This is a genomic window from Cellulomonas massiliensis JC225 (assembly GCF_000312005.1).
Taxonomy (GTDB): Bacteria; Actinomycetota; Actinomycetes; order Actinomycetales; family Cellulomonadaceae; genus Cellulomonas; species Cellulomonas massiliensis.
In genome coordinates, this window is the sequence record NZ_HE978588.1 from 1,457,304 (window position 1) to 1,475,109 (window position 17,806).

Genomic DNA, 17,806 nt, shown 5'->3' on the forward strand with positions numbered 1-17,806 from the left:
TGACGCTACTCAGAAGGCACCTGTCCGGAGAGCCCCGACGTAGGACAGCGCGAGAACCACATAGAGGATCCCCGAGAACACGGTCTGGCGCTGGACCGCGTCCGCGAAGCCCTCGCCCTCCTTCCGGTGAGCGACCTTCCAAGCGATGTGCACGGCCAGCAGGGCAGCTGACCCATAGAAGAACACCAGCACGTCGCTAGCCTGCACGGTTGCGAGCGGCACGTCGAGGTGGCGGCGCAATGTCCGGCACCAGCGCCAGAGGGCGGTACGCGGACCGGGCATCCTGCGGCGCTTTTCGAGCGGCGCATAGGGGCATGAGGTACTCGTGCCTCACCAGGCTGCGGCGGCGATCGGCGCAGGTGCAGCTGGACGTCGGACGGGACACGCCGCCCACCTAGTCCCGGTGGCGGCCGCCTGCGCCCCTCACCACCCACGTCACCAGCGCCACGAGGGAGGTCGCAGCCAGCACGAGGGCGGCTGCGCGATGCCAGCGGCTCAACCCGGAGTCGGTCGCGATGGCGATGCCCGCTGGGCACAGGACGGCCATCACGACGAACCCGACGCGTGCAGTCGCAGAGTCTCGCCAGTCTCGCATCACGACCACCTTCAGCTCCCCGTGCAGCCGAACCCCCCGCCGACACCGGTCGACCTGCGCCGCCGGCCGCACCGGCTGCCTCGCGGGCGACACCGACGTGGGCGCGGGTTCGACGCTAGCGTCGGCACTGTTGACCCCCGGCCTCGACCTCGTCGCTTCGTTGTCGTTGCCCGTCGACGACATACGTGTCATCAGGCAGGCCGCGGAACTCGTCCAAGTCGTCGATGACTGTTCCCAGGTACCCCCGATCAGTGGCCACATCGATCGAAATCGCCCCGAGATGCTCGTAGCTTCCCCGCGTCTCTCGCCAGCCCTCGCTCGACAGCGTCAGCACGTTGCCGCCGGCGAGGTCGCCGGATGCTCGCCAGTCCGCAGCAGGCCGATCCTCGGGCGTGACCGCCCGAACCTCCACCGCCTCGACCACCTCACCGGCACACAACGGGACCAGCATGGTGATGACGCCGTCGTCCAGCCGAACCCCGACGCTGCGACCCTCGGGTTGGGTGGGAAGGCAGGCGGAGGTCGCGAGGAGAGCGGCCACGCCGAGAACGAGCACGCTCCCGCGCACCGCCTGGACCATGTTGTTACCCCGCCATCACTCAGGTCCGGCCGGACCTCGCATCGAGCTCTGCCCTAGAGCTCCTGCCCAGAAAGAACCGCACCGATCAGATCGACCGCGCCGTAGCAGACCAACGCGGCGAACCCGAGCAGGACGGGAACCCACATCGCCACCAGAACCGCCCGGGCCGTTCGCGGATTCACACCCAAGTCTTGCGCGACGAAATACGTGTACCCCTTGGCGTGCAACGCGACGTTGCTCCCTGTTCCGCCACGTCGTTCCCACTCGTCAAGCGAACGGGACGAGAGCTTCACGGCGAGCATGACGGCAGGGCCGCACAACCCGAACAGCCAGCTCTGCCACCGCAGCCCGGCTGCGACCGCCACGATCACAGCGAACGGTGGAACGTACATGCAGAGGAACGCGCGGCGCATGTCGCAGCGGCTCGCGGAAATCGTCGCTCCGATCCCGTGCGGTGGCAACGTGTGCCACAGGTTGATCACCCGATGACGGCACCCTAGGCGTTCGCGGAGGGCCAGCCACAGGACCCTGGGCCACCGTCACCTGCTCGGCCGAGCGGACACGCACCGGGGCGCCATGGCGCGCGTAAACGTAGTCCAGCCCAGCGCCGTCGTGCCCCGATTTCGGCGCGCGGAGCTTGCCGCTCAGTTGCTTGCCTCCATGGTTTGCGAGCCAGGCGCGGCTAAGCAGCTTCGTCGGAGAACCTTGGCGGGAGATGTCTCGACCTCTAGCAACGAGCGTTCACACGACGAGCTGGTACAGCCAGGGCACCGCAAGCCAGAGTAGAAAAACATATAGCTGGAGCGCCGCGATGAGGCAGGGCGGTGCCTACTTCCAGTAGGGCCGCATGCCGGTCAGACAAACAGTCCTGGCCGCGTGTCACGCAAAGCTCCTTTTCCTACGAAACTCTCGAGCACTTTCCCTGCTGCGTGGTACCGGGCACTGGGAATGAACTCCTGCAGGAGCGACGAGCCGTAGGCAAACGATTCGATCTGCCGGCCCCTGACCGTGACGGACACGCCGTTTGTCGCATCGACCCCTGCACGAACGCGAGAGGAACGATGGATCGCGTGAAGAAGTTGATGAGTTCGGTATGCGCGCCTCGCCTGCCAGCGATTCGGGCTTTAGCGGCCGCACCTAAGGCACTCATTGCCGCGCCAGCGGCCAACCCGCCAAAGAAGAAGGCCGAGTAATCCGCCCGGCTTCCTTGTGATTCGCTGACGGGCACAAGGGTCGCCACAGCCAGCACGCCTAGCGCGGCAGCTCCTAGGCCAAGAAGGATTGAGGGTCGAGGTCCTGCGATCGTCTCGCCCGGCGCCCACTTGAAGGGATTCAAAGCGTTCACCGGTTCCTGACGTGGTTGTGCCAATGGTAGGCGGAAGCCCAGCCCTCAATGGTGGCGATGCATCCTTCGGGCGTCTTATCACGGCCGCGGACTAGGGCGTGGGCAGGCGGCCGTGCGTCTGCGGTCGCCAGAACGCATCCCGCCACAGTCGAGACCCGCTGACGACAGGTACTCCGTCAGGGCAGTGGCTTCCAGATACTGAGTCGCGTCTCCTGTGCCGCACCCTTCGCCGCCGAGGGTAATCCCACGCACGGCACCGGATGGTTCGTAGACCGGGGAACCACTGTCCCCGAAGCACGAGGTGCTGGCGTCGTCGCGCCCGACAGCGCATAGATAACTCACGCCCGGCGCGCGCGGGAAACCATCGCACTGTTCGTCGTCCACAAGGGCCAGTCGGGTCTTCGGGACGCTGCAGTCCGTGGTTGCGCTGCGGGCGACCCGCGACACGAGGGGCGCATTTAAGAGTGCCGCGGGTTCGTCCGAGACGCTGAACTGGGGCATGGGCCCCGGGAGCTCAGCGTCCAAGATCAGCAGCGCCAGGTCTACGCCATCTCGCTGCCGCTCGTCGACTATCCGATTCACTCCGGTTCTGCGGAGGTTTGCCCCGCAAGATCCGTCAGCGAGGAGAACGACATCGACCGAGCCCGGGCCCATACCACTCACGCAATGGGCTGCGGTCAGAACGACATCAGCAGAAGCCATCACGCCTCCGCAGCGCAGACTCGCCTGAGCCGCTGAACTTGGCGTCGAGTGGTTGATGAGTCCGACAAGTCCAGCGAAGCGAGCCGACGATCCAACTGAACTTCCGGACGACGCAAGGACGAGGCCGAGCGCGGCTACGGCCACGACGCCGCGCGAGAAGACTAGCCGCCGCACACCGAGCCCACGGGCACAATCTTCAGGTCGTTACTCGACCGCGCCTCGTAGCGACGTCCGTCGAGCGTGTATTCGACCTCAACCGGCTTCGATGTTCCACCTGTGGCGTCGGCACTCACCACCAACACGAGGCCGAGGTTCTGTCCGGCGCCTACGCTAGCTCCTTCGGCGCGTTCGGCCCCGACCCATGCCGGGTCGTCGGCATCAAACACGTCGCCTACGACGACCTCAGACCATTGCTCAAGGGGTAGCAGAAGCGCATCTTCCAGGCGAATCCCCTGACTATCTTCCAGCCGCACGGATTCGATATTTGCCGCAACGTCGTGAGTGTTCCGGATAACCGTCATGTTGATTTGGACCGGCTTTCCGGCTGTCTGCGGGAAGCAGCCCTCACCCGGGTCTTCCTTGATGAGATCGCCAGCACCCGGGGCCGTGGAACATCCGGTCAGGACAGCGCTCATGAAGAGTGCAGCAACGAATCGTACGCTCAGACGCATTGGGGTTCCTATCAGGCTGAAAAGAGGGAGCTGGGCCGCTCGAACCCGAGCGGCCCAGCTGCCGTGCTAGACCTTCGACACCAGTCGAACAGGTGAGTCGCCCGGATATCCCTTCGTTCCGCAGAGTCGCCGCTTTTCCATGAAGGCATACGTCACCTTCACCGTGCTGGTAAAGCCGCTCTGTGCCGACAGATCGATCCCGATCGCGGGACCCAAGTGGGCGCCGTTCGACCACTCAACGGCGGTGGACGAACTCTTCGTCAGGCCCGATCCCGCCACGTAGGAGGCGCAGTACGTCGCACTCGGCGGCGTCGGCGAGCTGTAGTCGACGCCAGTGACGAAGGCGGTCGGCCGCACCTCGTAAGCCTGACTGTTGGGATCAACGCAGACCACCAGGAACTTCTTGTACTCGTACTGCGTCGCCCATTGCCGGTTCTGACCATCACTGGTGGCCGGAAAGTTGACTTCCGACTCCGCTGACTTCTTCACGGTGCTCGTGCTCTTGTACGAGCCGTACGCGCCGCTGCCCGAGACACCCACGCCAAGCGTGGATGTGCCCCCGGCCAGGAGGTGGAAGTCGGAGTGCACGCCGGACGCGTTGTACGTCTCACCCACCGCAACCCATCGCGGTCCGAGGTTCTGCTTGACCTGGGAGTTACAGACGAGCGCCTTCTCGTGATAGCCGCTCCAGTCGACCGTCGCGCCAGCGGCCGCTGCCTTGCTCAGGCCGAGCGCGATGCGGCGCTCAACGCCCGCCGCCTTGTCACGCGTGCGGCTCGCCGCCTCGACACGAGCGGCGTTCTGAGCGCTCTGGAGCTGCGCACGCTCGAGGCTGAACTCGTGGATCGCGCTCGGGCCCGCGTCCGGAACCATCACCGACAAGTCAGCCGCGTCGTCGCCAGTCATGAAGCGGTCGAGGACGCTCGGGTCGTCGAGCCGCAGCTGAAAGGCGCCTGAGTCGTCCGTCACCGTGGCGGCCACGGGCACGAGTGGAAACTGGTCGCCGACCTGCGCCGCTCCCAGCACGTCCTCGTCCGGCCACGCGAAAAGGAACACCGGCTGGCCGGCGCTCGGCTTGCCAGCTGGGGTGGATACGTCACCTGCCGCGATTGCGGGCCCAGCGATGTCGCGGGAGTCGCTCAAGCCGACCAGCGAACGAACGTCGATCGCCTTCTCGGTCGTGCCGCCGGACGGAGAGGCCGACGCGACGGGAGCCAGGGCAAGGGCCGCGACGGTTACCCCTGCGACCCATAACGGCCTTGTCCAGCGTCCTGCGGGTACTTTCGACATTCGCGCCTCCCGTGATCTGTGGCTCTCCTGTGGCCAGTGCCAGTGCAGGCCGACCCTAGGGAGGCGAACCGCGTCCTGTCCGGCGAACGGGACGTCTAGGCCAATTATGTCACCCGTTAGGACGACCGTTACAGCTCGACCCTCGACGGGAGGCTGCCGCGAATCGGTCCACGCGCGCGACGGCGCTAGTTCGACGGGACAGGTGCGATGACGGTTTCACGCGGGCTTTCTGCCGGCCAAATCTCCGGCATCGAAGAGTGCGCCCGGTGGGACGCCTGATGCGCCTATTTGTGCACAATCCGCGGGTCCTGGAAATCGCTGCCCTGCTGCCGGTCAAGGAGGCGGGCAGCCCGGGCCGTCCTCGCGAGAACCCTGAGGCGCTGACCGCGTTGGCCTGGTGTGCCAAGGGTGCCTTCCCTTCGATGCGGAAGGTGGCGCATTGGTTCCGCGACGAGGCCAACTGGGCTTGGCTGCGGCAGACCTGGAGGGAGGAGTACGGCATCGAGCTGAACGCTTACCCTCCCGCCCGCAAGACGCTCGTGCAGCAGCTCCACCGGATGCGGCCGCTCGTAGCTAGCATCGCGACGCGTGTAAGCGAGATGGCGCTTGACGAGGCGCGACGCCAGGGCCGGTTCAGCGGCACTGCACAGACCGCTGCCACGCCGAACCGCGGGAACGTCGTCGTCGCAGACGGAACGGTCCCGAAGCTCCGAATGAAGCCGGAGACCATCAAGCGACTCACTGCCGACGGTGCGCAGCCGCGCAAGCGCAACGGGCACCGGATGTCCGTCCCGAACGGCCACCTGTACAAGGAAGGAACGGGGGAGTGGGTGCAGGGAGTGAAGTTCGTCATCGCGGTGTCTCGCCCTGACGTCGAGGACGATGACACGAACCTGCGCCTGGTGCTCGACGCGCGCCCCGTTGCGCCGGGGGAAGGCGGCGAAGCGGCGGTGTCGGTGGACATGCTCCTTGGCTTGCGCGAGATGTGCGCGCAGTTCCACGGCGTCCGCTACGACGGTGCGTTTCGCGGGGCGCACCTGTCGCCGCTCATGCGCTCCGGACTCTCAGTCTTGTCCAACCCTGGCGAGACGAACTCGATGGAAGCACGCCCGCTGGAACTCATCGAGTGCGGCTGCCCTGGCCGTAGCCACCAGCTGTACAGCGAAGCCGGCTGGCTGTGCGTCGGTGAGCACCTCGATGACGGCACCCTGCACCTCGAGCGCCTTCCCGGCCGCCACGTCACCTTCGTCAAGAACCCCAAGCGGAACGACTACCGCTGCTACCTCACCGTGACCCTGCCGTGCGAATGCACCCACCGAACGCGCCTCGACACGACCGATGAGGCCGACGAACGGGGCCTGAGCACGTCAGAGCGGCTGCGCCAGTTCCCCCCCGGCACCCCCGAGTACGACAACACCTACGGCTGGCGGAACGACGTCGAGAGTCACAACAACAACCTCGACTCCACGCACTACCGCGGCCGGCTCGTCGTCGACGACCCCACCGACCAGTACCTGCTCGTCCTCGCGCACGGGTTCGCCCGCAACCTCCTCGCCGAAGCCGTCTACAACGACAAGCGACGAGCGCAGGCCACCGAACGCGCCGCCTGAGAAGACTCCTCCCGCACCACCCCGCAACACGACGACGCCGGCTGCCCCCGCAGCACCCCCGGGGGCAGCTGGCGTCCCTGCTGTAGCATCCACACGGGCCTCACGCCGCTCGATCCGAAGCACGAAGCCCACACCAGCGTCCCGACAGAGACCACCGACAGCGCCACCGACCGGCGCTTGGGTTTGTGCCCGGATTTCTGCCAAGACGCGAGCGCCTGTAGCTCAGGGGATAGAGCACCGCTCTCCTAAAGCGGGTGTCGGCAGTTCGAATCTGCCCAGGCGCACTGCACGCTCCCGCAGGTCAGGGAGGCGCGGGCTGGCGCGAGGTCCGGCGCATCGCCTCCGGTTGGCAGCCTCCGGGTCACGGTCTTGACCTGCACTTGCAGTCCTCCGCAGTCTCCCTGAGCCCCCACGGAGCCCCCAGCGATGGAGCCGCGCCGCAGCCCCGAGCAGGTCCTGGCCGCTGCGCGCGCCATGGACGAAGCCCGGGCCGCGGGCCTCCCCGGCGACCTGCTCGTCGTGATGGTGGCCGCGCGGGCAGCGTGGTGGGGCGAGGGTCAGTGGCCTGCGCGCGACGAGCTCACGGCGGCCATCGCGCACCCAGCGTCGCGGCTCGTCGACGAGGTGATCTGGCGGGTGATCCGGGACCGAGTCGCACCCCGCGCGTAGCGTTCCTGTTGTCGGGGGTGGATGGGATCGACGTCGGCGTAAGGCCCCACGAGGGACCGCCGGCGGACTGGGGTTCGACTCCCCACACCTCCACGGACGCAGACGCGCCCCCACCCCTGCCTTGAGACGAGGCGTGGGTGGGGCCGCTTCCGTCGTCTCCGGGCCGCGAGTACGTTCCCGACCATGACGCCACCGCCGACGCCGGGGACCTGGGAGTTCACCTTCGGCGCCTTGAGCTCCTTCGTGGCGGTCGCGGCGATCGCGCTATCCCTGATCCTCGCGAGGATCGAGACGCTCCGGCGCCGCGAGGCCGAGGAGCAGCGCCGCAAGGCGGAGGAGCAGCGCGACGATGAACACCGGGCGAACGTGGCGGCAGCCGCAGAGGCGGCGTCCAGGGAGCAGCTCGCGGCCGCTGTCATGGTCGCGGTGTGGATCGAGATCCGCCCTAGCGGCTCAGAGGCGTGGGATCCGGTCACCGCGACGATCCACGTCCGCAACGGGCACACCATGCCGATCTTCGAGCTCGCCATCGCCGCCCGCCACGGCAACGTGCGCCATGTCAACATCACCAACCGCGTGGACGTCCTGGCTCCCAATGACACGGTCAGGGCCATGCACACGGGCCACAACAACGACGGCGGGCTCGGCGCGGCCATCCGGTTCCGAGACCTGCAGGGCCAGTGGTGGCAGCGGCTCGACGGCGGCCAACTCCCCGTCAGGATCGACGGCCCGGATCACCGGTGGAACGACGACAGAGACGAGACGTGGTTCAGCGTGCCGTAGTCCGCGGGGTTGCTCTGGGGGCGCGGACGGCGTCGCGCTGAACGACCCAGGTCGTGCCGATCTTCTCGCCGGCGAGCGAGCCGCTCTCGAGGCGCTGCAGGATCGCCTGCCGCGAGACACCGGCGATCGCGGCCGCCTCGGTGACCGACACGAGCGCAGGCATCGGCGCGGTGCCAACGCGCCGGTCGAACTCGGCGGTCGTGGTCGCCGCGACCGCGAGCACGTCGACCGCGGCCGGCGAGGCCGCCAGGACCGCGGTCGCGGTCTGCACGGCCGTCGCGAGGTCGCGTGCCGGGACGGTGAGGATGAGCTCGACGTTCCCGAACGGGCTACGGCCGGTCGCGGGCGCGTACCCCGGCAGGGCGTCGAGCAGCTGCTCGTCGACGCCGTCGCGGGTGTCGAGCTCGAGCGTGACGTTGTAGTCGGTGGCCATGGTGGTGCTCTCCTGTCGTGAGGCGGGAAGATGGACGGGCCCGCCGGGGCGGGGAGGCACTTTCCCTGCCTCCCGTCCCGGCCCGGTCACCGCGGGGGCGGCCACCGAAACCCCGCTCTCTTGAGCGGGGCCAGCCCGTTGCGGATCGACCGCCAGTCGCTCGCCGTCCCCGAGAACGTCGCGATCATCCGACCCTCGGGCGTGACCACGATGTGGCCGCGGCGGGTAACGGAGAAGAAGAGCCATGAACTGGGAGACTCGCCGCGTGGACAGGCTCGTGGACCGGTGGCCGATCTTCGCCTCCGAGCTACGCGCCGCGCTCCTCGATGCGGACGAGCGGGCTCTCGCGGACGACGTGGACGACATGGTGGTCGTTCAGGTGTGCGGTTGCGGCGACGACTTCTGCCGAAGCTTCTACACAGCGCCGCCACCGGACGGAACGTGGGGGCCGGGGCACCGGAACATCTCACTGTCCCCGCCATGGCCGGGGATGCTGGTTCTCGACGTGGTGGACGGCTCGATCACCTACGTCGAGGTCTCGGGCCGTCCGCGACCACTCGACTGAGGGGCGTGATCGATGGTGCACAGCCACGTCCGGAGGCTCGAGGGGTGCTCGTGAGCGCGGCGGTTGCCGGCGAGCTTGTCGGGGCGCATGCCAGACCGCCCCACCGAGTTGGCGCCCGAACCCGCTAGGGCGTCTCTCCTCATCGCTCGGACCACGTCGACTGCTGGCTGTACCTTCGGGGCCGAACCCGCCCAAGGCGCGTCTACCCGGTAAGGGCGCGCCCGGCCTGCAGCTGGTGAGGGTGGTTGCCCGTTCGAGCCGGGCCGGGTCCGAGAGAGGCCCTCGTGCTGCAGGCGCGATGGGCCTCTCGCGCGCCGGCATGTCTTCCGTCGCGCGCCGCCGTGTTGCTGCGTGTCAAGGCTTCTACTGCGGAGCCGCGCGGTGGATCCGCACACCGAGTGCGTGCGGTGTCCGGACGACGTCGTCCATCCGCAGGCGCACATCTCCGAGAACCGACAACCCGCGCGTCCGAGGAACAGCGCGACCGGCCGGCAGCTCGGCGGCATGGCGTCGGCGAGCATGCCCCGTCGGTCGCCTCCCCGAGAGGCACACGGTGTTCGACTGCTGCGCGGCATCGACCACCGCGACGGCATCGCCGGCTCAGACGAGCTGCGCGGCCCGATCGGCTGACTGCGCCACGGTGGCGCAAAACCCAGGGGCGGCGCCGTTCGGCGGTACGCTGCACGGGTCCGTGGCCGTTCAGGCCACGTTCGTCCCGCACGGTGTGCTCGCGGTGACGTGCAGCGCCCGACCGTCGAGGTCCGGGCGGACCGCTGGCGGAGCAGGCCCCGGCAGAGGTGGCAGGGCGCGTGATCCCCGCGTCGTGTCCCGGCCGCATGGTGTCCGAGGCCCGCTCGCCGCCCGTCGCACGGGCACAGCGCTGCGCCGCCGCTTGCGGTGCGGGCAGGTGAGGAGGAGATGTGGCACGAGGTGGGCAGCGGGCGTCCGGACGCTCGCGCTCGGACGCCGGTACCCAGCGGCGTCGCCCGTCGCGCCCTTCGGAGGAGGGGATCATCCCGGTGCTCGCCGGGATCGCGCGCGACATCGACAACGTCGTGCGCCGCCCCCCGACCCGCCCGGCCCTGCGCACGCAGTTCCAGGTGGTGGCGCTCCTCGTGCGCGAGGAGAAGGCCCGCGTGATCGCCGACGAGTCGCTCAGCGCGGCCAAGCGGTCGCAGGAGCTCAAGCGACTGGACGGCATCGCGACGGTGCTCGCCAAGATCGCGGTGCGGGACACGTCGCTGCTGCAGCTGCTCGGCGAGGACGCACGCGTCTCGGAGGCCGCTCGCGCCTACAAGGCGACCGTCATGCGCGCCGGCGGGCTGGAGCCGCCCGAGGAGCCGGAGCCCGAGCCGAGGCCGGAGCCCACGTCCGGCGCCGAGAACCGCGTGATCCCGCGGTCGGTGATCCAGCGGCAGCTGGCCAACCCGTTCCTGGCGCCCGACTTCGAGGCGGCGGCGGAGCGCGCGGCCGCCAAGCCGCGTCGTCTGGCCGGCTGGGAGCTGCTCGAGCCGCTGTTCCAGTCGTTCGAGCGCGCCGCCACCGGCCAGCCCGCGTGCATGGAGCTGCCCGACCCGCGGCCGGTGCCCCTCCCGGCGGGCCGCGAGCTGATGCCGCACCAGGCGAAGGTCGTCACGGCCGCCGCCCGCGGGCACCGCACGTTCCTGCTCGCCGACGAGCCCGGCCTCGGTAAGACCGCGCAGGCGCTGCTCGCCGCGCAGGCCGCCGACGCGTACCCGCTGCTCGTCGTCGTCCCGAACGTCGTCAAGACGAACTGGGCCCACGAGGTGAGCATGTGGACGCCGCTGCGGCAGGCGACGGTCGTGCACGGCGACGGTGAGGAGGTCGACGCGTTCGCGGACGTCGTCATCGTCAACTACGACATCCTCGATCGGCACGTCGGCTGGCTCGGCGACCTCGGGTTCCGCGGGATGGTCGTCGACGAGGCGCACTTCATCAAGAACAAGAGCTCGCAGCGCTCGCAGCACGTGCTCGCGCTGTCCGAGAAGATCCGCACCCGCACGGCCCGGCCGCTGATGATGGCGCTCACCGGGACGCCGCTCATCAACGACATCGAGGACTTCCGCGCGATCTGGCAGTTCCTCGGCTGGATCGACGACAAGCAGCCGCTCGGCAAGCTCATGACGGCGCTGGAGGACAGCGGCCTGACCCCCGCCGAGCCCGGCTTCTACGCCGCCGCGCGGTCCGCCGTCATCGACCAGGGCATCGTGCGGCGTCGCAAGGCCGACGTCGTCGCGGACATCCCCGCCCGCCGCGTCGCGGACCTGCCCGTCGAGCTCGACGGCGCGGTCGCCCGCTCGATCCGCGCGGCCGAGGAGGTGCTCGCCCGGCGGCTCGTCGAGCGCTACCGCGCCGCCCTGCAGGCGCGGGGCGACGACCTCGCGACGAACCGCGTCGACGTCGAGCTCGCGCGCCGCGTGGCCGCCGCCGAGCTCAAGGACTCGAGCGAGAAGTCCGGCGGCGAGAACGTCTTCACGATGGTCCGGCGCATCGGCCAGGCCAAGGCCGGCCTCGCCGCCGACTACGCGGCCCAGCTGGCGCGCAACGTCGGGAAGGTCGTGTTCTTCGCGCGGCACGTCGACGTGATGGACCAGGCCGAGCAGACGTTCGCCGACCGCGGCATCACGTACGCCTCGATCCGGGGCGACCAGACGACCCGAGTGCGCGACAAGAACGTCAAGGCGTTCACCGAGGACCCCGACGTGTCGATCGTCGTCTGCTCGCTCATGGCGGCCGGCGTGGGGCTGAACCTGCAGGTGGCGTCCAACCTGGTTCTCGCCGAGCTCTCCTGGACGGCCGCGGAGCAGACCCAGGCCATCGACCGCATCCACCGCATCGGCCAGTCCGAGCCGGTCACCGCCTGGCGCATCATCGCCGCGCAGACGATCGACTCGAAGATCGCCGAGCTCATCGACGCCAAGTCGGGCCTCGCCGCCCGGGCGCTCGACGGTGTCGTGGCGGAGGACACGTCGTCGACCGACGTACAGCTGGAGGCGCTCGTCGGGCTGCTGACGGACGCGCTGGCGCGGGAGGGCGTGGTCTAGGCCGAGCCGCGCTCGCGGCGAACTCGCCTCGCGCTAGGAGCAGTGCGTCCGGGGCGGCTCGGCCGACATGGGAGCATGCCGTTCATGGATGCCGTGGACCTGCGCGGTCGACTCCTCGGCGCGCTGATCCGGCTGGAGGATCGTCTCCCAGCCGATCAGGTCACTTTCGTTCACGAGTACGTCGACGCCGGCGAGTGGGTCCTGGCCCTGGAGCAGCTCGCCGACGTCCTCTCGGAAGACGAGATCGGACTGCCCGACGACGAACGTGCGGAGTTGCTCGCGCTCAACGACGCGATGGGATTGGGCGGCCGCGTGGCGGATGCGCTCGAAGCCTGCCCATCCGTCCGCTGACGGCTCGCGCCAAGCTCGTCTCAGCCACGCCCTAGCGCCGTGACGCGTCTGCTGCTGTCGTCAGCCGTTCGGAGACGCGTGCGAAGGCGTCGACGAGCTCGGGCGGTCGCGCGTCGGAGATCGCCGCGTCGAAGCGGACGACGAGTGTCGCCAGCGCCACCCACGACCACGACCCAGCCTCGAGCCGGCACCGGCCGTCGCCGAGGTCCTCGACGACGCCGTCGCCGGCGAACGGCGCGACCTCGTGCGCCGGGAGGTCGAGGACGACGCTCCCGCGGCACGGCCAGGCGTCGTCGCTCGTCGAGCCCTTGAAGCGGGCGGCGAGGAACCGGCCGACGTCCCCGCCGGGCAGCGCGCGCGGCGTGAAGCGGGGGCCGGTCGGTGTGCGGGGCGTCAACCGGTCGACGCGGAAGACGCGCCAGTCGTCCCGCGTCAGGTCCCACGCGACGAGGTACCAGCGCCCGCGCGCGGCGACGAGATGGTGCGGCTCGACCGGCCGCGGCGGCACGGGCGCGGCGTCGGCAGCGGGCCCGTCGCCGTAGTCGATCCGCAGGACCTCCCGCGCGCGCACCGCGGCCGAGAGCGCCAGCAGCACGTCCGTGGAGACCGCAGCGGACCGCGGCGGTGCCGCCTCGAACCGCACCGCGTCCGCCCGGCGGCGCAGGCGCGGCGGCATGACCCGGCGGATGGTCTCGAGCGCGCGGGCAGCGGCTTCGTCGGCCCCGGTGCCGAGCAGCGGGACGGCCTGCAGCGCGACGGCGACGGCGGTGACCTGGTCCTCGTCGAGCAGCAGCGGCGGGAGCTGCGCGCCGGCCTCCAGGCGGTAGCCGCCGGCCGAGCCGCGGTCGGCGTGGATCGCGTAGCCCATCTCGCGCAGCCGCTCGACGTCCCGCCGCACGGTCCGGTGGCTGACGCCGAGCCGGTCGGCGAGCAGCGAGCCCGGCCAGTCGCGCGGGGTCTGCAGGAGCGAGAGCAGCGCGAGCAGGCGCGTCGTCGTGGCGGACGAGGTCGTCATGTTGCTGAACCTAGACGACTGCTAGGACCGAATCTGGCCTAATGCCGCGCCAGAGTCGCTCCGACCGATCGACGACAGATCACGAGGAGCAACGCCATGTCCGTCACCACCACGACCCACCTCAACTTCCGCGGCCAGGCCCGCGCGGCGCTGGGCTTCTACCGCTCGGTGTTCGGCGGCGACGTCGTCGTCGTCACCCACGCGCAGGCGTACGGCACCACGGCGCCCGACGAGGTCGACCTCGTCTCGTGGGGCCAGGTCGTCTCCGACGCGGGCTTCCGCGTGATGGCGTACGACGTCCCGCCCGCGCAGCCGTACGAGCCGGGCATCGCCCCTGTCTTCGTCTCGGTGCGCGGCACAGATGCTGACGAGCTGCACGGCTACTGGGACCGCCTCGCCGACGGCGCGACCGTCGTCGCCCCGCTCGCGCCCTCGGCGTGGGCGCCGCTGTACGGGATGCTCACCGACCGCTTCGGGGTGACGTGGGTGCTCGATGTCGAGGTGCCCTGGAACGGCTGAGCGCCACCATCACGCCGGCGGGTGGTGCAGCCTGCCACCCGCCGGCCTTGCCGCGAGCGCCGACGACGCGGTCCGATGGACACCATGACGACGAGCGAGCCGACTCCGTTCGACGGCCCCGACCAGGGACCGTTCTTCCACGGCACGAAGGCGGACCTGGCGGTCGGCGACCTGCTGGTGGCGGGCCGCAGCTCCAACTACGGCAAGCGGGCGGGCGCGGCCTTCGTCTACGTCACCGCGACGCTGGACGCGGCGGTCTGGGGCGCGGAGCTCGCCGTCGGGGAGGGGCGCGGGCGGATCTACCGCGTCGAGCCGACCGGCCGGTTCGAGGACGACCCGAACCTGACCGACCAGCGGTTCCCCGGCAACCCGACGCGCTCGTACCGCACGCGCGAGCCGGTGCGGGTCGTCGGCGAGGTGACGGACTGGGAGGGCCACCCGCCGGACGTGCTGCAGGCGATGCGCGACCACCTGGCCCAGCTCGAGCGCGACGGCGTCGAGGCCATCAACGAGTAGCGGACGTCAGTCGTCGAAGACGTCCCAGCAGATCGCGCTGCGCCGGCGCTGGTCGTCGAGGACGAGCGGCAGCAGGTGCGGCGGCACCTGCGCGCGCTGCCAGTCGCGCTCGGCTCGTCGGGCGGGCTCCGCCTCGTCAGGAGCCGCGGCTGCCTGCACCGCCCGGATGGCGTAGGCCGCGGCGCCCAGGTCGTGCGCCGCGACGTGCGCGACGGCGACGGCCTGGCCCGCCGCGAGAGCGGCGAACCGAGCGGGGTCCGGCAGGCCCTTGCCGGCGGCGTTGGCGACGAAGGCGGTCTGGTGCGCGACGCGCATCGGCACTTCGCCGCGGATCCACGCGCGGCACGTGGCGAGCGCGTCGCGCGGGCGGGTGTCACCGGGGGCGGCCTGCTCGAACAGCGGCAGGACGTGCTCGACGCAGACCGCCGCCCACTCGGCGAGCAGCCGGTGGTCCTCGTCGGTCAGCGACCCGCCGCGCCGGACGGTGATGAGCCGGGGGTCACGCTCGGTCGGCAGGATCGGCACCCGCCCACCGTAGGCGCGTCGTCAGGACGTGAGCCGGACGGTCTCCACCCGGCACTGCACCGGCGACGACTCGGCGCAGCCCGTCCGCTCGTCGACCCACACCTCCACCTCGGTGCCCGCGACGAGGACGGACGCGTCGACCGGGTCGCCCTCGGCGTCCAGGACGCGCGTCGCCGGGGTGAGCAGCGCCATGCCCTCGTAGTACGCGTCGCTGGACTGCACGATCCGCGGCGTGCCGTCGGTGACCTCGACGACGCCCGTCGTGCTCGGGCCGGGCGACGAGCAGGCCGCGAGCAGCAGCAGCGGCACGACGAGGAGCCATCGGCGGACCATGCCCGATGGTCCCATCCGGGCCCGGCCGGCGACAGGGCCTCCGGTCGCCGGTCGGCGGGCCCCTGCCTAGCCTGAAGGCGGATCCAGAGAGGCGGTCCCGCCCGCGGCCCGTCCCGTGGGCTCGCAGCCCCGGGCGTCGCACGACGAGGCGCCGGCGGGGCCGAGCGGGAGGAGACCGCCCATGGCATCGTCACCCGACCGGCAGGACCTGCCCATCCCGGACTACGACGGGATCACGACCGGCGACCTCGGGCACCGCATCCGCTCGCTCGAGCCGGCCCAGCTCGACCAGCTCGTCGACTACGAGCGCGAGCACGCGCACCGCCTGCCCGTCCTGCACGTGCTGCAGGCGCGCCTGGAGGAGCTCGCGGCGGGGGAGACGCCCTCCGGCGGCGACCCGACCGGCCCGAGCCGCTCCGGCCAGGCGCCGGCCGGCGGCAGCCAGGTCAGCCCGCAGACGCAGGGCCCGCCGATCAACCCCGCGCCGCAGACCGAGAAGAGCGGCCCCACGGCGCCGCTGCCCCGCGGCAACACCCGCTGACCAGCACCACCCGTCCCGGCCGACCGGCCACGCACCAGCACCGACACACAGGAGGAGCGACGATGAGCACACCCATCCCCGACCCGGGCGCCGTGCCGGACGAGCCGAGCTTCACCGACCTCCCGCCGGACGAGGCGGACCGCTCGCAGCCGGCCGTGCCGGGCCCCGACGAGGCGCCGGACCCGGTGGCCGAGGACGAGGAGGAGTCGCAGGAGTACCGCGACGAGACTCAGGACGGCACGTCCGACGACCCGACGGTCGTCATCCCCCCGCGCCCGACGAGCGGGTTCTGACCCCTCGCCGGACGGCGCCTCACACCGCGTCGAGCCGCGCCCGCAGCTCGTCCGGCAGGTCGAGGTCGGCGGCGTCGAGGAGCTCGTCGAGCTGCTCGACGCTGCTGGCCCCGACAATCGGGACCACGGGCACGTCGCCGCCGAGCAGCCAGGCCAGCACCACCTGGTGCGGGGTCGCGCCGAGCTCGGCGGCGACCTCGTGCAGCGTGCGGATGCGGGCGTGCGTCGTCGGGTGGTCGAAGCCGGCGAACAGCGGCTTGTCGGGGCGGACGTACGCGCCCTGCAGCAGCGGCGAGTAGGCGACGACGGTGAGCGACGGGCGGCCGTCCGCCCCCGTCGAGGCCGCGTAGTCGAGCAGCTCGGGCGACGCCCAGTTGTGCCGCCCGGGGTCGGGCGTCGGGTAGGCGTACGTGAGGTTCTGCTGGACGAGCGCGTACGGCGCGACGCCCTGGCGCAGGGCCTCCTCGCGCGCCTCGACGAGCCGCCACAGCGCGACGTTCGAGATGCCGGCCAGCCCGACGACACCCTCGGCCTGGAGCTTGCCGAAGGCGGCCACCGTCTCGGCGAGCGGCGTGCCGAGGTCGTCGACGTGCCCGTACAGGACGTCGATCCGGTCGACGCCGAGGTGGCGCAGGCTCTCGTGCGCCTCCCGGTCGACCACCTCGGCCGACAGGCCCTCGAAGTTCGTCGGCGGCGTGTTCGACAGCGGCAGGGTCGGGTCCTTCTTGCCCGCGCCCAGCTTTGTCGCCACCCGGACCTGGTCGCGCACGCCGCGGCTCGCGAGCCACCGGCCGAGCAGGTCCTCGCTGTCGCGGCCGTGGCCCTCGCCCCAGGCGTTGTAGTTGTTCGCGGTGTCGACGAACGTGCCGCCGGCCTCGACGAACCGGTCGAGGATCGCGAGCGACGTCTCCTCGTCGGTCCGGGTGCCCATGAGCATGGTGCCGAGGCAGAGGGTCGAGACCTCGACGGCCTGGTCGCCGTCGCCGATGGTGCGGTAGCGCATGGGTCCTCCTGTCGGTAGGGCGCGGGGAGCGTCCCCGCACGGACGACGCTACGGACCCGGCGGACCGGGTGTACGGTCCGATCCGGTGGCGATCGACCAGACCAATCCTCGCCTCGCGTGGGAGACCCTGCTCGTGCTCGACGGCCGCGGGAGCCTCGTCGAGCAGCTGGAGCGCGCCCTCCGGGAGGCCGTGCGCGCGGGTCGCGCGCCCGCCGGCTCCGCGCTGCCGCCGAGCCGCCGCCTGGCCGAGACGCTGGGCCTCTCCCGGTGGGTCGTCACCGAGGTGTACGGGCAGCTCGTGGCCGAGGGCGTGCTCGCGGCGCGCACCGGCTCGGCGACGCGCGTGGCGGCGGGCCTGCTGCCGTCCCCACCGCGCGCGGAACCGGCGCCGGCCGCGCCGCC

General features: G+C 70.9%; 23 protein-coding genes, 1 tRNA gene and 1 other RNA gene. 14 read left to right on the forward strand and 11 right to left on the reverse strand.

The annotated features are described in order from the left end of the window. Positions 1–9: 9 nt before the first annotated feature. From HGCM_RS06965 to HGCM_RS06985, 6 genes are all read right to left on the reverse strand, one after another. Entirely contained in the window at positions 10–192 is a 183-nt protein-coding gene (locus HGCM_RS06965; RefSeq protein ID WP_147572723.1) for a hypothetical protein, read from the reverse strand. 518 nt (positions 193–710) lie between these two features. Next, positions 711–1,175, reverse strand: coding sequence for a hypothetical protein (locus tag HGCM_RS06975; RefSeq protein WP_019136133.1), 465 nt, complete (start codon positions 1,173–1,175; stop codon positions 711–713). A gap of 53 nt (positions 1,176–1,228) precedes the next feature. Further along, complete coding sequence (locus tag HGCM_RS06980; protein ID WP_019136134.1) at positions 1,229–1,657, reverse strand: hypothetical protein; 429 nt, start codon at positions 1,655–1,657, stop codon at positions 1,229–1,231. Positions 1,658–2,598: 941 nt separating this feature from the next. Continuing rightward, positions 2,599–3,396, reverse strand: coding sequence for a trypsin-like serine protease (locus HGCM_RS20555; RefSeq protein ID WP_370906322.1), 798 nt, complete (start codon positions 3,394–3,396; stop codon positions 2,599–2,601). Next, positions 3,384–3,857: a hypothetical protein gene (locus HGCM_RS19360; RefSeq protein ID WP_147572727.1), complete on the reverse strand. Its 474-nt coding sequence runs from the start codon at positions 3,855–3,857 to the stop codon at positions 3,384–3,386. Before HGCM_RS19360 ends, HGCM_RS20555 begins: the two co-directional genes overlap by 13 nt. 102 nt (positions 3,858–3,959) lie before the next feature. Beyond that, a complete protein-coding gene (locus tag HGCM_RS06985) occupies positions 3,960–5,183 on the reverse strand; it encodes a hypothetical protein (RefSeq protein WP_147572731.1) in 1,224 nt (407 codons plus the stop codon). 266 nt (positions 5,184–5,449) lie between these two features. On the opposite strand from HGCM_RS06985, the gene HGCM_RS18775 reads away from it, so the two are divergent. From HGCM_RS18775 to HGCM_RS07005, 5 genes are all read left to right on the forward strand, one after another. Further along, positions 5,450–6,793, forward strand: a complete 1,344-nt coding sequence (locus HGCM_RS18775) for a hypothetical protein (RefSeq protein WP_019136136.1) — start codon at positions 5,450–5,452, stop codon at positions 6,791–6,793. Positions 6,794–7,004: 211 nt separating this feature from the next. Continuing rightward, positions 7,005–7,077: transfer RNA gene (locus tag HGCM_RS06995), tRNA-Arg, on the forward strand. A 142-nt stretch (positions 7,078–7,219) separates the two neighbouring features. Continuing rightward, entirely contained in the window at positions 7,220–7,462 is a 243-nt protein-coding gene (locus tag HGCM_RS07000; RefSeq protein ID WP_019136137.1) for a hypothetical protein, read from the forward strand. 13 nt (positions 7,463–7,475) lie between these two features. Further along, positions 7,476–7,558: a transfer-messenger RNA gene (gene ssrA, locus HGCM_RS20580) on the forward strand. Positions 7,559–7,645: 87 nt separating this feature from the next. Beyond that, positions 7,646–8,245, forward strand: a complete 600-nt coding sequence (locus tag HGCM_RS07005; protein ID WP_019136138.1) for a hypothetical protein — start codon at positions 7,646–7,648, stop codon at positions 8,243–8,245. On the opposite strand, the gene HGCM_RS17375 is transcribed toward HGCM_RS07005, so the two are convergent. Next, entirely contained in the window at positions 8,232–8,678 is a 447-nt protein-coding gene (locus tag HGCM_RS17375; protein ID WP_019136139.1) for a helix-turn-helix domain-containing protein, read from the reverse strand. The two genes, HGCM_RS07005 and HGCM_RS17375, sit on opposite strands and share 14 nt — an antisense overlap. Positions 8,679–8,922: 244 nt before the next feature. Between HGCM_RS17375 and HGCM_RS17380 the strand changes: the two genes are divergently transcribed. From HGCM_RS17380 to HGCM_RS07025, 4 genes are all read left to right on the forward strand, one after another. Then, complete coding sequence (locus tag HGCM_RS17380) at positions 8,923–9,243, forward strand: hypothetical protein (RefSeq protein WP_019136141.1); 321 nt, start codon at positions 8,923–8,925, stop codon at positions 9,241–9,243. 381 nt (positions 9,244–9,624) lie between these two features. Beyond that, complete coding sequence (locus HGCM_RS19365; protein ID WP_154653413.1) at positions 9,625–9,873, forward strand: hypothetical protein; 249 nt, start codon at positions 9,625–9,627, stop codon at positions 9,871–9,873. A 290-nt stretch (positions 9,874–10,163) separates the two neighbouring features. Continuing rightward, the gene (locus HGCM_RS07020) at positions 10,164–12,308 is read left to right on the forward strand and encodes a DEAD/DEAH box helicase (protein WP_026075318.1); all 2,145 of its coding nucleotides are present in this window, start codon (positions 10,164–10,166) and stop codon (positions 12,306–12,308) included. 84 nt (positions 12,309–12,392) lie between these two features. Continuing rightward, positions 12,393–12,659 (forward strand): MafI family immunity protein, encoded by a 267-nt coding sequence (locus tag HGCM_RS07025; RefSeq protein WP_019136143.1) that lies wholly within the window; start codon positions 12,393–12,395, stop codon positions 12,657–12,659. Between the two features lie 31 nt (positions 12,660–12,690). On the opposite strand, the gene HGCM_RS07030 is transcribed toward HGCM_RS07025, so the two are convergent. Next, on the reverse strand, positions 12,691–13,674 hold the full coding sequence (locus HGCM_RS07030) for a helix-turn-helix transcriptional regulator (protein ID WP_019136144.1): 984 nt from the start codon (positions 13,672–13,674) through the stop codon (positions 12,691–12,693). 96 nt (positions 13,675–13,770) lie between these two features. On the opposite strand from HGCM_RS07030, the gene HGCM_RS07035 reads away from it, so the two are divergent. Together HGCM_RS07035 and arr are read left to right on the forward strand one after the other, a co-directional pair. Further along, positions 13,771–14,193 (forward strand): VOC family protein, encoded by a 423-nt coding sequence (locus HGCM_RS07035; protein WP_019136145.1) that lies wholly within the window; start codon positions 13,771–13,773, stop codon positions 14,191–14,193. An 84-nt stretch (positions 14,194–14,277) separates the two neighbouring features. Beyond that, positions 14,278–14,709 carry an NAD(+)--rifampin ADP-ribosyltransferase gene (arr, locus tag HGCM_RS07040; protein WP_218917040.1) on the forward strand — a complete coding sequence of 144 codons (432 nt, stop codon included), beginning with the start codon at positions 14,278–14,280 and terminating at the stop codon, positions 14,707–14,709. A 6-nt stretch (positions 14,710–14,715) separates the two neighbouring features. Here arr and HGCM_RS07045 read toward each other — a convergent pair whose 3' ends face one another. Beyond that, a complete protein-coding gene (locus tag HGCM_RS07045) occupies positions 14,716–15,234 on the reverse strand; it encodes a putative immunity protein (RefSeq protein WP_019136147.1) in 519 nt (172 codons plus the stop codon). Between the two features lie 21 nt (positions 15,235–15,255). Continuing rightward, a complete protein-coding gene (locus HGCM_RS07050) occupies positions 15,256–15,567 on the reverse strand; it encodes a hypothetical protein (RefSeq protein ID WP_019136148.1) in 312 nt (103 codons plus the stop codon). A gap of 181 nt (positions 15,568–15,748) precedes the next feature. On the opposite strand from HGCM_RS07050, the gene HGCM_RS07055 reads away from it, so the two are divergent. Together HGCM_RS07055 and HGCM_RS07060 are read left to right on the forward strand one after the other, a co-directional pair. Continuing rightward, entirely contained in the window at positions 15,749–16,108 is a 360-nt protein-coding gene (locus HGCM_RS07055) for a DUF8129 domain-containing protein (RefSeq protein ID WP_019136149.1), read from the forward strand. A 62-nt stretch (positions 16,109–16,170) separates the two neighbouring features. Then, positions 16,171–16,401, forward strand: a complete 231-nt coding sequence (locus HGCM_RS07060; protein ID WP_019136150.1) for a hypothetical protein — start codon at positions 16,171–16,173, stop codon at positions 16,399–16,401. 19 nt (positions 16,402–16,420) lie between these two features. Here the strand turns inward: HGCM_RS07060 and HGCM_RS07065 are convergent, their stop codons facing one another. Further along, complete coding sequence (locus HGCM_RS07065) at positions 16,421–17,404, reverse strand: aldo/keto reductase (protein WP_019136151.1); 984 nt, start codon at positions 17,402–17,404, stop codon at positions 16,421–16,423. A gap of 85 nt (positions 17,405–17,489) precedes the next feature. Between HGCM_RS07065 and HGCM_RS17385 the strand changes: the two genes are divergently transcribed. Next, positions 17,490–17,806, forward strand: a 317-nt coding sequence (locus HGCM_RS17385; RefSeq protein WP_040398988.1) for a GntR family transcriptional regulator, incomplete at its 3' end; no start/stop codon positions are given.

What these genes read in the sequence shown, in the direction of transcription:
- HGCM_RS06975 (WP_019136133.1), bottom strand. Translation starts at nt 1,175, where the DNA reads ATGGTCCAGGCGGTGCGCGGGAGCGTGCTCGTTCTCGGCGTGGCCGCT.
- HGCM_RS19360 (WP_147572727.1), bottom strand. Translation starts at nt 3,857, where the DNA reads ATGAGCGCTGTCCTGACCGGATGTTCCACGGCCCCGGGTGCTGGCGAT.
- HGCM_RS06985 (WP_147572731.1), bottom strand. Translation starts at nt 5,183, where the DNA reads ATGTCGAAAGTACCCGCAGGACGCTGGACAAGGCCGTTATGGGTCGCA.
- HGCM_RS07000 (WP_019136137.1), top strand. Translation starts at nt 7,220, where the DNA reads ATGGAGCCGCGCCGCAGCCCCGAGCAGGTCCTGGCCGCTGCGCGCGCC.
- HGCM_RS07005 (WP_019136138.1), top strand. Translation starts at nt 7,646, where the DNA reads ATGACGCCACCGCCGACGCCGGGGACCTGGGAGTTCACCTTCGGCGCC.
- HGCM_RS17375 (WP_019136139.1), bottom strand. Translation starts at nt 8,678, where the DNA reads ATGGCCACCGACTACAACGTCACGCTCGAGCTCGACACCCGCGACGGC.
- HGCM_RS17380 (WP_019136141.1), top strand. Translation starts at nt 8,923, where the DNA reads ATGAACTGGGAGACTCGCCGCGTGGACAGGCTCGTGGACCGGTGGCCG.
- HGCM_RS07025 (WP_019136143.1), top strand. Translation starts at nt 12,393, where the DNA reads ATGGATGCCGTGGACCTGCGCGGTCGACTCCTCGGCGCGCTGATCCGG.
- HGCM_RS07030 (WP_019136144.1), bottom strand. Translation starts at nt 13,674, where the DNA reads ATGACGACCTCGTCCGCCACGACGACGCGCCTGCTCGCGCTGCTCTCG.
- HGCM_RS07035 (WP_019136145.1), top strand. Translation starts at nt 13,771, where the DNA reads ATGTCCGTCACCACCACGACCCACCTCAACTTCCGCGGCCAGGCCCGC.
- arr (WP_218917040.1), top strand. Translation starts at nt 14,278, where the DNA reads ATGACGACGAGCGAGCCGACTCCGTTCGACGGCCCCGACCAGGGACCG.
- HGCM_RS07050 (WP_019136148.1), bottom strand. Translation starts at nt 15,567, where the DNA reads ATGGTCCGCCGATGGCTCCTCGTCGTGCCGCTGCTGCTGCTCGCGGCC.
- HGCM_RS07055 (WP_019136149.1), top strand. Translation starts at nt 15,749, where the DNA reads ATGGCATCGTCACCCGACCGGCAGGACCTGCCCATCCCGGACTACGAC.
- HGCM_RS07060 (WP_019136150.1), top strand. Translation starts at nt 16,171, where the DNA reads ATGAGCACACCCATCCCCGACCCGGGCGCCGTGCCGGACGAGCCGAGC.
- HGCM_RS07065 (WP_019136151.1), bottom strand. Translation starts at nt 17,404, where the DNA reads ATGCGCTACCGCACCATCGGCGACGGCGACCAGGCCGTCGAGGTCTCG.